Consider the following 12,293-nt stretch of genomic DNA (forward strand, 5'->3'; position numbering starts at 1 on the left):
AATGAATTTATTTTTACGTGAACATATCCCTTTCATTTGGTTCTCAATCATTCAGCTATTTGTCGTTCTAACTGTTTATTGGCTGGATGGATATAACCACTTATCTACTGCGTTATATAGTGTGTTTTTAGGAGGATGCTTTTTAATTGCGTTTTTACTTTATCGCTACTTTAGCCATCGTAGATTTTATAACAAATTATCCAACCCTTCTGAAACATTAGAGGACTCCTTAGAAGAACTCGATTCCACTCCATTATCAGTAGCACTTCAGCGTGTGTTAAAGACACAATACAGTCAATATCATCAACAGTTAAAGACTTGGGAATATAAACAAAAAGAGCACCTTACATTTATTAATCAATGGGTGCATCAGATGAAAACGCCCCTATCAGTTATTGAACTGATCACACAAGAAGAGAATGGGGAGGTTTTTGAAAGTATTGTGGAAGAAGTAGATCAAATGCAGTACGGATTAGAAATGGTCTTATATATGGCGCGATTACAAACGTTTGAGCAAGATTTTTATGTGGAAAGAGTTTCGTTACAGGAAATCGTTCAAGAAGTAATCCGTGAAAATAAACGTCTGTTTATCCGTAGCTATGTTTATCCAGAAGTAAAAGTAAAACAAACTATTATGGTAGAAACCGATAGAAAGTGGCTTCGGTTTGTTATTCATCAAGTGATATCCAATGCCATTAAGTATTCAGCAGGAAGTAGAAAAAACGTTACTATTACTACATTAGAAGAAGAGCGCTCAGTAATCCTTGAAATACACGATCATGGTGTGGGAATTCCAAAAGAAGACCTCCCGAGAGTATTCCGCCCATTTTATACGGGAATAAACGGTCGGAAATTTAAGGAATCTACTGGGATGGGATTATATCTTGTGAAAAATATTATAAAAAGATTGGAACATGATATTGAAATAAAGTCGGAAGTAGGAAAAGGAACAACAATCTGTATTATTTTCCCTTATGCAAATCGTTAGAACGGTGTTTAGTTTGATTTTTCAGAAATATTACAGACCTGTTAGATATATGAAAGGTTAATCGATATGAGAAGAAGGGACGCTTAGATAAACTTAGGTTATTAAAAGATAAAAAGGAGCAAAACGATATGGAAATATTAAAGGTCTGTGAACTGAGTAAAATCTATACAGGAAAGGTATCTTATGAAGCGCTCGCCGACATTAATTTGAGTGTGAAAAAAGGGGAGTTTGTAGGAATAATGGGACCATCAGGAAGTGGAAAAACTACTTTGTTGAACATGGTTTCTACTATTGATTCTCCCACATCAGGAGAAATATTGATTAATGGAGAAAATCCATATCAATTATCTCAAAATGAACTGGCATTATTTCGAAGACGTGAATTAGGTTTTGTGTTTCAAGCATTCAATCTTCTTACAACATTAACTGTAAAAGAAAATATTGTTCTTCCTCTGACGTTAGATGGTACTAAAGTTGAGGATATGAATCAGCGTGTAGAAGGTATTGCAGAAAAATTAGGCATTCAAGATATATTAAATAAACGAACATATGAAATATCGGGCGGACAAGCACAAAGAACAGCAATTGCACGTGCTCTAATTCATAAACCTAAATTATTACTTGCAGATGAGCCGACAGGAAACTTAGATTCAAAAGCGGCTAATGATGTAATGGAGTTATTAAAACGATTAAATAAAGAACAAGATGCAACAATGATGCTTGTTACGCACGATCCAGTGGCTGCAAGTTTTTGTGATCGCGTTGTATTTATTAAAGATGGAAAATTATATAACGAAATTTATAACGGAGAAAACCAACAAATGTTTTATCAAAAAATTATAGATGTACTTGCATTACTAGGAGGTCGTAAGCATGACTTTTCAAAGATTCGCTTTTAATAATATCATTCGAAGTAAGCGGACTTATGCTGCACACTTTCTAAGTAGCTCATTTTCAGTTATGGTTTTTTTCACATATTCACTCTTACTTTTTCATCCTGATTTACAAGGAGAACTAGCCTCCACAAGTAAAACAATGAGCCTTTTAGGAACAATGGGGATGCAAATCTCTCAATATCTCATTTTTGTATTTTCATTCTTCTTTCTTTTATATTCGGTGAGTTCTTTTTTAAAAACAAGAAAAAAAGAATTTGGAATTTTAATCATGCATGGTATGACACCGGCGCAGTTAAATAAATTAATTTTTTTAGAAAATATGTTAATTGGAGTCGCTTCAATTACATTTGGTATCTTAATTGGTTTGATATTTTCAAAGCTCAATTTATTGGCAAGTGAAAATATATTAGCGATTGATAAGGGTCTTCCTTTTTACGTTCCTATAAAAGCTGTCTTTACGACAACTGGCGCATTTTTGATTCTGTTTCTAGTCATTTCGTTGTTTACTTCTAAAATGGTAAAAGCAAACAAGTTAATTGATTTGATGAAATCAGAGGAAAAGCCAAAACCAGAGCCAAAGGCATCAAAAGCATTAGCATTCCTTTCCGTATTATTAATTGGATTAGGGTATGGATGTGTGTTCTATTTCGTACTAGAAAGAAACTTCATTATGCCTTACTTACTTGGAGGGGTAGTCTTTGTAGTGATAGGGACATATTTTCTATTTTCACAGTTGAGCGTGTATGTAATACGTGTCTTAAAGAAAAAAGACACTTTGTTTTTTAATAAAACAAACCTTCTTACTATATCTGAATTGGCCTATCGTATGAAGGATAATGCAACTATGTTCTTTATGCTAGCGATTGTTTCCGCTGTGGCCTTCACAGGGATTGGTACATGCCTAGCAATGGGAAATAAGGGATTAACCGAAATGACCAACCCATTTGCATTTACATATACTTCGTTAGGAGAAAATGCACAAGAAGAAGAGCACATTACAGAAATAAAAAAACAACTTACTCGCTCAAATTTCTCTTATCAGGTAGCGGTTACGAATCCTAAATTCACGGAAAATAATTTAGTGCTAATCAAAGTATCAGAGTATAACAAGTTTGCAAAAATCTTCGGGTATGAAATGGAAAAGATAGATAATGATCAAGAAGCGATTATAGTACCCTCAATCATTTCGCAAAAAGAAAAGTATGCAAGAGGAAAAGATATACCCGAGAAAATAGATGTAGTACAGGAAAACTTAGAAATGTCCCTCCGGGTCAAGAAGGCGGTCCCACATATAGTTCTCCCAAATTCAATTGGAGCCATTATTGTTGTTTCGGATTCTCTGTACGATAAAATCCCTAACAGAAAGACGGAAGATGATTCTTACGTAATGAAAAGTCAATATGGTTTTGTCGTGGAAAATTGGGAGAAATCAAGAGTGGTTACAAAAAAATTAGAAGAAACAATGGGTAATCATAATTCGGGGCAAGCACATCATTATTTTAAAGCGTTGTATTCTGAATGGATTTCTTCGAAACAAGAGAACGGTATTTTACTTATTGTCAGTGTATTAGTAGGGATCGTATTCTTTACGTTTGCAGCCAGCCTATTATATTTCAGGCTATATGCAGATTTAGAAAGAGAACAACAACAATACGAAATGATTGCGAAGGTCGGTCTAAGTAGAAAAGAACTAAAGAAAATCGTAACACGACAGCTTATACTAATGTTCTTCTTGCCTATCATTATAGCGATTATTCATAGCGGGGTCGCTTTTATAGCCTTGCAACAGCTAATTGACTACTCTGTTTTAAAGATTTCGATTTTAATTATACTAGCCTTTATATCCATTCAAAGTGTGTACTTTTTCACTGTCCGTTGGCGTTATTTACAACGGTTATATAAAAAAATTATGTAGCGTATTGATAAAACAAGCAAAGAGGAGAAAAAGCAATGAAAAAAGTAATGAAAGTGTGCGTGGCAGGGATTGTATCTATTTCTATGTTAGGAGCTTGTTCTTTTGGGAAGAAAGAAGAACCAAGGAATGCCGCTTTATTAATTGGAGGAGAACAATCATTAAAAGGAATAGTAAATCAACATAAAAGTGAAATTAAGACCAACACTTTGTATAAAGTGAAGCAAGCAGAAATTGATGGTAAACAAGTATTAATGATGGATCAAAAAACAGCGAAAAAAATGGTTGGGTTAGGTGTATTAAGAGAGTCAGATAATGATGATGAAGTATGGAGTTCAGACCCAATTAAGTCAGTACCTTCAGTTCCAAAAGGTAAAGCTGTCTTACTAGCTAGTAAGAAAAATAAAAAAATCAAGGAATTAACAATTAATGAAAAGAAAATAGATGTCCAGTATGCTAGTGATACTTGGTTTGGTCACTATCGTAATCCAAATTACGAGGAATTGATTGTAATTGTTGATAATGCAACTTTCAATCAAATCCCTGTAAATGAAACATCAATGGAAATCCTTCATTTCAATAAATCGTATGGTGAAGATAGACCATATAACACAGATGATGTTACGGCTGTACAAGCAGAAACTGAATGGAAAAAACTCACTAAAACTATGGGGAGTCAAGTGGATGTATTAGATGCGGTTTCTATTATAAAAAAATAATGAAAATATATTTAATACAGAAAAACCAGGATGATTTTAAGAATTTATCCTGGTCTTTTTTATTACATTTTTTTAGAAATATCATCTGTCGAAAAAAAAGATAAACAATGGAACAAATGAAACTTGTATCATGTCTATATATTGAAACCATATTAAAAGTGAGGGCAGCTTTATGTTTATTCAAATAAGTTTGAGGTGTGGAAATGGAACAGAAGTTTATTGAAAAATGTAATCATGATGAGCTTGACTATGTTATAAAAGACTATTGGCAAGATGTATGGAATTATTCATTTATTATTACGAAAGATCCACACTTATCAGATGACATCACACAAGATGTATTTATTAAGGTTTTTAAACATTGGAATTCGTTTCGAAAGGAGTCATCTATTAAAACGTGGATATTAAAAATTACAAGAAATACGGCAATAAACTATTTGAAATCCTCTTATTTTAAAAGGATATCTTTAGTGGGATTTTTTAGTGACGATAAGCAATCTCCATCGGCAGAACAAGAATTTTTTAATCAAGAGGAAATGAATGATGTGTGGGATGTTGTATTAAAACTACCTAAAAAACACCGCGAAATACTAATATTGGACGCGAAATATGAATTATCTTATGAAGAAATGGCTGAAACATTAGGTGTATCCATTGGAACAGTCAAATCTAGGTTAAGCAGAGCAAGAAGTAAAGTTTCAAAATTAATAGGGGAGGGTAGAAGTGATGAACAGTAAAAAAAATCCTGACTGGTATAGCAAATTAAAAAATGGACCAATGGAGCGTCGTAAAGATGAAGAAGCATTTATTTATAAAATAAAGCAATCGATATACCAAAATAGTGAAGTAGACTCTGTACCATACAAGAGACCATTTCGTAAAAAAGCATTGCCTATTGTAGTTGTTTTGGTTTGTACAATGTTATTTTTTATTGTTCAACAACCTTGGCTTGATGATAATAAATCACCGGTACAAAGTAGTACTCAAATTAAGCCCAAAACAAAAGATGAGTCTGCTCAAGATCCATCATTAAAACAATTTATGAATGAGTTATATCGAAGTACAAATTCAAAAAATGAAAATGACCTGTATAGAGCGTTAAATGATGAAGTTCTATTTAAAGGGAAAAGTTATCAGAAGGATGAATTGAAGTTTGATGAGGATATTTTTCATGAGTTGCAAGTCGCTCTTACAATGGGGGGAGAATTTGCAAATGATACAAAGAAAGCATACAAAGTACCAAGTGGATTGACAGAAAGTAACCAACCAAAGCAATCGCATTTTATATATGCAACTGTTACTGGAAATAAAACGAAAATTTTAGCTGAACCAAAACGAGAATCACAAGTTTTATATGAAGTATCTAATGAAATGGTAAAAGCTTTGATTCCAGAAAAAGTACGGAATGATGGATTTATAAAAGTATCGACAATTAACGGTCATACTGGATATGTACAAAAAGAGTATGTTTTAACTGATATTAAATATTCTTTCATATTTGAAAAGAATGATGAAGGTATATGGGAAATAACGAATATAGATTCTATATGGTAAAAGAGGAAGGTTCACTTTAATGAACCTTCCTCTTTATCTTTATCCTCTTTTTGAAGTGAATTCCAGCACTCTAAAATTTCTGATGTAACGAGAGCAGCAATATTTTTTTCCGAATTACTACCAGGAATAACGACAGAAATAGCAATTTTTGGATCTTCGGTAGGAGCATATGCAATGAAAAGAGAATGATTTATCATTCTTTCTTGCTCGTTCGGAGAGCCAGTTATCCCTGTTTTACCCGCGACATGAAAGGGCAAGTTTTTAATCTCCTCTATATTTTGACTCATCCCACCTTGCACGACACTCCAAAATTTCATAGGATAACGATTTGAACTTTCTAAGAGTGGTTTAAACTTTTTTGTTTCCTTATCGTCTTGACCAATAATAGCACTTACGATTTGAGGTTTATATTTATCACCTTTACTTGCCAAAGTTGCTGCATATTGAGCAAGTTGTAGAGGGGTGTGTACTTCATTTCCTCCCCAAGATGCATTTAATAAAGCAGAGATTCCATTTTCAAACTTATTAGATGGATGAAATTCATATTCTCCGTCTTCTTCAAAGGGTAAATCAATACCAGTTTTAGAGCGGAGGCCAAATTGCTTTAAATAATCTGTCCATATATTTGCTACTTTTTCTATATTCCCATTATTTCGGTTGAATAAGGGGAGAGCTACTTTTGCCGTCATAAATGTATTTGATGAATTAATGATAGCTTGACTCGGTGTAATTTCACCTGTTGGTGTTCCAGGAGCATTAATGATGTTATTTTGATTATCATACTGAAAACTACCATTATCCAAATATGTATCCTCAGGTTGAAAAAGCTTTTCGTTTAATCCGATTAAAATAGTAAGTGGCTTTATAGTAGAGGCCATATTTACATAAGATTCACCATACTTTAATTTTTGAATTGCTTTATTTTGCGAAAGGGATTTAATGTTTTCTTTTTTAGATGATACATGTGTATTTAATATATTTGGATCAAAAACTGCCGAATTGGCCATAGTTAATATTGCGCCAGTTTTTACATCGGTTACTACTGCATAACCAGCATTAGCATCAGGTACTTTCTTAATTTGAGATCTTAGTGCTTCCTCTGTTTTTTGCTGCAATTTAGAGTCTAAAGCTAGCCGGACATCTTTTCCTTTTTGTACTTTTTGAATGTTCCATAAGAACTTTTTATTATTCATTTTAAAAATCAGAGTTTTTCCGGGTTTTCCTTTTAAATCATTTTCATATTGAAACTCAATCCCACTTTTACCAACAGGTACATTTTTAGAATTAAGGTCATTTTCTACATACCCAATTACTTGTGAAGCAATTTCGTTCTTTGGATAATATCGAATGAATTCGTCTTTGATCACTACATTTTTAGGTTTATTCTTGTTTATGAATGAAATTTCATTTTTATTTATATCAGAGTATAAGGATATTTCATTCATAGTCTGCTTATTACAGGATTGTTGTAATTGAGATTTTATGTCCTCTGTAGAAATGTCATGTTGAAACTCGTTTGAAAATTGATTGAAAAAAGCTAATGTGTTTGATGTATCTTTATTCGATAGTTTTTCATCATTAGAAGTGCAATATAGAGACTTAACTTTCTTATTTGTAGCTAGTATTACACCATTTTGATCAAGAATTTTTCCTCTTTCAGCTGAAGAAGTTGCGATAGTAATTGAAATGAAGTTGATTTTTAATAAAATTAGTAAAATCACACTTACAATAGAAAGAACCGCAAAAAATCTCCATCTTTTCGTATGTAACATATAACCCTCCCTTATGTAGCCTATTCCATCTTATAGTTAATTTTTTTTTTTGTAAATGTGGAACAACTTTATTACTTAGGTTGTCTATTAAGTATTACAGCATGAAGAAAGGAACAATCAGTATGAAAAAAAGTACATGTTAATAGTAAGTCTATGTGTAAGTCTATGTGTAAGTCTATGTGTAAGTTTAATATGAGTCATTATACAGTTTAGCATTTCTAATGCAGGTGACAAAAAAATAGAGAAAAAAACAGGAAGGGAGATTTATCAATTACACGGCTAAACCAAAAGGAATGGATGCTTACAAGGATTTAACAAAAAAGATAAGACACTATTATAACTGAATAGTGGTTTCTAATATATAGGGAACGCTTTTAGTATATTTATTTACTAAGTATTAGTGAGGATTTCCTGAAGAATTATATGGAGGATTTATGAAAGAACAAAAAGTAAAGAAACAGAAGACATATATATCTATTCGATTGAATATAATGTTCCTTTGCATATTTGTACTATTCTCAGCTATTATTATGCAGCTAGGAAAAGTACAAATCGTTGAGGGAGAGGCTTATAAGAACCAAGTGGAAAACAGTCAAAATGAAACAACTAGTATACCAGTTCCACGTGGACAGATTCTAGATCGAGAAGGGAAAACGGTCGTTAATAATAAATCTCTTCGCACAATTACGTATACAAGGGTGAAGGGGATTACGAGTGAAGATATTTTAAAAACAGCAAAAGACTTGGCGAAAGTACTTGAAATGCCTGAGCAAGATATAAATAAATTAACCGATATCGATAAAAAAGATTTCTGGATGCAATTGAATACGAAACGTGCGGAATCAAAGATTACTAAAAAAGACATAGGAAAGTTTAAAGAAAAGGGAATAGAGGGAAAAGAACTAGACAAAAAAATTCAAGACTTAAGACGAAGTCGCGTCACAGAAGTAGAATTGGCAGAATTAACAGCACAAGATTTAAAGGTGTTAGCTATTAAAAGTAAAATGAGTTCAGGTTATCAACTGACACCACAAATTATTAAAAAAGATGTGACAGATCAAGAATATGCGCGGATAAGTGAAAACCTTGCGGAGTTTCCAGGAGTAGATACAACAGTTGATTGGGAACGTAATTATGTAAATGGTAATTTATTTCGTTCCGTGTTAGGTAATATTACAAGTAGTGAAGAAGGATTACCGAAAGAAAACTTAGATTCTTATTTGATACGTGGATATAACCGTAATGATCGTGTAGGAAAAAGTTATATTGAACAACGATATGAAGATGTATTACACGGCACAAAAGAAGAAGTGAAAAACATTACTGATAAATCAGGAAACATTATAAACACAGAAATAATCTCTAAAGGAAAAAGTGGTAGTAGCTTAACATTAACGATTGATATGGAATTACAAAAGAAAGTGGAAGAAAGTATAGAGAAAAATTTGAGAGCTTTTAAGAGTTCAGAGCCATTGTTGGACCGAGCGTTTGTCGTCATGACAAATCCGAATAACGGACAGATTTTATCTATGGCAGGCAAAAAGATTGTAGAAAAAGAAGGGAAAATAGAGATTGAGGATTTGGCATTAGGTAACATGACAACTTCGTATGAGCTAGGATCAGCTGTAAAAGGCGCAACGTTATTAACTGGATATGAGACAGGGGCAATACAGCCAGGAGATCAATTTTATGATGCACCGATGAAATTTAAAGGTACACAAGCCAAGAAATCATGGAATGTATCCGGATTTGGTAATATTAATGATTTACGAGCTTTACAAGTATCTTCGAATGTATACATGTTCCAGACAGCTTTAAAAATTGCGGGAGTTAATTACGTACCGAATGGTTCATTGGATATTAAACAAGAAGCATTTGATAAAATGCGTTATTATTTTAAACAATTTGGTTTAGGGGTACCAACAGGTATTGATTTACCGAATGAAATAATTGGGCAAACGAGAAAAGTAGATAGTCAACCTGGGTTTTTACTAGATTTTTCTATCGGTCAGTATGATACGTATACGCCATTGCAATTGGCACAATATATTTCAACTATTGCAAATGGTGGATATAGAATGCAACCCCAAATTGTACAAGAAATACGAGAGCAATCAATAAAAGAAGAAGAGGTCGGTAAAGTTATACGCTCTATAGAGCCTGTCGTATTAAATCGAGTTGATATGAAGAAAGAACATATTGATCGGATAAAAGAAGGCTTTAGATGGGTATTCCAAGAAGGTGATGGAACTGGCGTGAAGTATTTCAAAAATGCGCCATATAAACCAGCAGGAAAGACAGGGACAGCTCAAACTGTATATGGTGGAGATGATCCAATTGGTAGAAATGCAAAAGGAGAACGTATGGAATGTTACAACTTAACATTAGTTGGATATGCTCCATATGATAATCCAGAAGTAGCATTTTCTGTAGTAGTCCCATGGCTTCATGATGATAAAAATGGAATTAATTCTATAATTGGAAAGGAAATTTTAGATGTATACTTTGATTTAAAAAAGCAACGTATACATGGTGAAGCTGCTAGTACAGATAGTTCGAATCAAAATTAGTAAAATTTGTGCACTTTTCTCAGGGGAAGAGACCCTGTTTATATAAAAGCCTTTATAAGTTAAAGAAAAAGTAAGATTTGAAATAAGAGATAGTTGCTATCTCTTACTTTTGTTAATACCTTGGCTACTAGTTAAAAAGGTTTTAAATTTATCCCGCTATTTGCCGGGTAGTAAAACTCCCACCTCAAAATTCAGCTGGAGCAAAGAAGTTAGGCGGGAGATCAACTGCCCGTAAAAGCCCGATTGGTGAGGGCTGATTAAAGTTTCACTTTATGGAACAAACTTGTTTTTTAGATGGTCTATTATGTGTACGTATAAAAACAGGTGTTCAAATAGGATACAGTGTATTGAATTTACTACTTGTTTTCAGTATTGAAAATTTGAAAGGAATGATGATTTTGAAAAACAAGAGGATGCTAAAAATAGGTATATGCGTTGGTATATTAGGTTTAAGTCTTACAAGTCTAGAAGCTTTTACAGGAGGGGCATTGCAAGTTGAAGCGAAAGAAAAGACCGGACCAGTTAAACATAAAAATCATGCGACGTATAAAGAATTCTTTCAACTTGAGAAAAAATTTGATGCTCGATTAGGTGTGTATGCTATTGATACTGGTACAAATCGAACAATCGCTTATCGACCTAACGAAAGATTTTCTTTTGCATCAACCTACAAGGCATTAGCGGCAGGAGTATTGCTACAGCAAAACTCAACTGAGAAATTAAATGAAGTTATCACTTATACGAAAGACGACTTGGTGGAATATTCACCCATTACAGAGAAACATGTAGATACAGGCATGAAACTTGGGGAAATTGCAGAGGCGGCTGTTCGTTCCAGTGATAATACCGCCGGGAACATTTTATTTAATAAAATAGGCGGACCTAAAGGATATGAAAAAGCACTTAGACAGATGGGCGATCGGGTTACTATGGCTGATCGCTTTGAGCCAGAGTTGAACGAAGCTACTCCAGGAGACATCCGTGACACTAGTACAGCGAAAGCCATTGCTACGAATCTTAAAGCTTTTACGGTCGGAAATGCACTTCCAGCTGATAAACGTAAAATTCTTACAGAGTGGATGAAAGGAAATGCTACAGGAGACAAACTTATTCGTGCAGGCGTACCAACTGACTGGGTAGTTGGAGATAAATCAGGAGCTGGAAGTTATGGGACACGCAATGATATTGCTATCGTTTGGCCGCCAAATAGAGCACCCATTATCATCGCAATTTTATCTAGTAAAGATGAAAAAGAGGCTGCCTATGATAATCAACTAATTGCAGAGGCAACTGAAGTGATAGTTAAGGCTCTTAAATGATAATTTCTCAATTCTTTATGTAATGTAATTGAAAATAGGAACCTAGAAGGCGATTCTTTTTACTGTGAAAAGAATCGCTTTTTTGTATTCCTATAATAATAGTAAGTATATAAGCAAAAATTATTATTTCATGGATAATTTATCCTCTAAAGTGCATGAGGGGAGTTTTCTCCTGTGGTGTTCGTAGTAACATGATTATTATATATACGATAATAATATTTTGGCGTATGTATGCTAGTTACTCCTATATGGATATGTAATTTTACATATCCATATAAAAGACACATATGCGTCAATCACTATTAAATTATATTAAAATCATTTTTGGGTGAGGGATTCATATAGGATTTGGGGAATAAAAGGATTTTTATGATTAATTATCATAGTATAATTATTTCACTTTATGAAATGAAATTTGGATTTAACTTTTTTAAATATAATATTTTATAATTTGAATAATAAATATCTGAAAAATCAAATTTAATCAAAGCGATTTTCTGGTTTACTTATGAAAAACATAGTGTTTAAAATGAGGGGGAAGTAAGGTCCTTATATTCTATCAA

At 33.2% G+C, this 12,293-nt stretch carries 9 protein-coding genes and 1 pseudogene; 8 read left to right on the plus strand and 2 right to left on the minus strand.

The features are described 5' to 3' along the window. Nucleotide 1 precedes the first annotated feature (1 nt). From ABH959_RS23205 to ABH959_RS23230, 6 genes are all read left to right on the plus strand, one after another. Nucleotides 2–988, plus strand: coding sequence for a sensor histidine kinase (locus tag ABH959_RS23205; RefSeq protein WP_404448875.1), 987 nt, complete (start codon nucleotides 2–4; stop codon nucleotides 986–988). Between the two features lie 128 nt (nucleotides 989–1,116). Further along, nucleotides 1,117–1,887 carry an ABC transporter ATP-binding protein gene (locus tag ABH959_RS23210; protein ID WP_002017024.1) on the plus strand — a complete coding sequence of 257 codons (771 nt, stop codon included), beginning with the start codon at nucleotides 1,117–1,119 and terminating at the stop codon, nucleotides 1,885–1,887. Beyond that, nucleotides 1,862–3,799 (plus strand): FtsX-like permease family protein, encoded by a 1,938-nt coding sequence (locus tag ABH959_RS23215; protein ID WP_404455302.1) that lies wholly within the window; start codon nucleotides 1,862–1,864, stop codon nucleotides 3,797–3,799. The genes ABH959_RS23210 and ABH959_RS23215 overlap by 26 nt, the downstream gene beginning before the upstream one ends. 35 nt (nucleotides 3,800–3,834) lie before the next feature. Beyond that, nucleotides 3,835–4,515 carry a lipoprotein BA_5634 family protein gene (locus ABH959_RS23220; RefSeq protein WP_016101987.1) on the plus strand — a complete coding sequence of 227 codons (681 nt, stop codon included), beginning with the start codon at nucleotides 3,835–3,837 and terminating at the stop codon, nucleotides 4,513–4,515. Nucleotides 4,516–4,718: 203 nt separating this feature from the next. Beyond that, nucleotides 4,719–5,252: an RNA polymerase sigma factor gene (locus ABH959_RS23225; RefSeq protein ID WP_002127457.1), complete on the plus strand. Its 534-nt coding sequence runs from the start codon at nucleotides 4,719–4,721 to the stop codon at nucleotides 5,250–5,252. Further along, nucleotides 5,242–6,069 (plus strand): SH3 domain-containing protein, encoded by an 828-nt coding sequence (locus ABH959_RS23230; RefSeq protein WP_113936486.1) that lies wholly within the window; start codon nucleotides 5,242–5,244, stop codon nucleotides 6,067–6,069. Before ABH959_RS23225 ends, ABH959_RS23230 begins: the two co-directional genes overlap by 11 nt. A gap of 11 nt (nucleotides 6,070–6,080) precedes the next feature. On the opposite strand, the gene ABH959_RS23235 is transcribed toward ABH959_RS23230, so the two are convergent. Further along, nucleotides 6,081–7,841, minus strand: coding sequence for a peptidoglycan D,D-transpeptidase FtsI family protein (locus ABH959_RS23235; RefSeq protein ID WP_404493223.1), 1,761 nt, complete (start codon nucleotides 7,839–7,841; stop codon nucleotides 6,081–6,083). A gap of 434 nt (nucleotides 7,842–8,275) precedes the next feature. Between ABH959_RS23235 and ABH959_RS23240 the strand changes: the two genes are divergently transcribed. After that, the gene (locus ABH959_RS23240; RefSeq protein ID WP_404493224.1) at nucleotides 8,276–10,411 is read left to right on the plus strand and encodes a peptidoglycan D,D-transpeptidase FtsI family protein; all 2,136 of its coding nucleotides are present in this window, start codon (nucleotides 8,276–8,278) and stop codon (nucleotides 10,409–10,411) included. 392 nt (nucleotides 10,412–10,803) lie between these two features. Then, nucleotides 10,804–11,730 (plus strand): class A beta-lactamase Bla1, encoded by a 927-nt coding sequence (bla, locus tag ABH959_RS23245; RefSeq protein WP_395922005.1) that lies wholly within the window; start codon nucleotides 10,804–10,806, stop codon nucleotides 11,728–11,730. A gap of 7 nt (nucleotides 11,731–11,737) precedes the next feature. On the opposite strand, the pseudogene ABH959_RS23250 reads toward bla, so the two are convergent. Further along, a pseudogene (locus tag ABH959_RS23250) lies at nucleotides 11,738–11,827 on the minus strand (undecaprenyl-diphosphatase); the annotation flags it as partial. Nucleotides 11,828–12,293: the final 466 nt, after the last annotated feature.

It is taken from the genome of Bacillus sp. RC51 (assembly GCF_044908115.1).
In the GTDB taxonomy this organism is placed as follows: Bacteria; Bacillota; Bacilli; order Bacillales; family Bacillaceae_G; genus Bacillus_A; species Bacillus_A mycoides.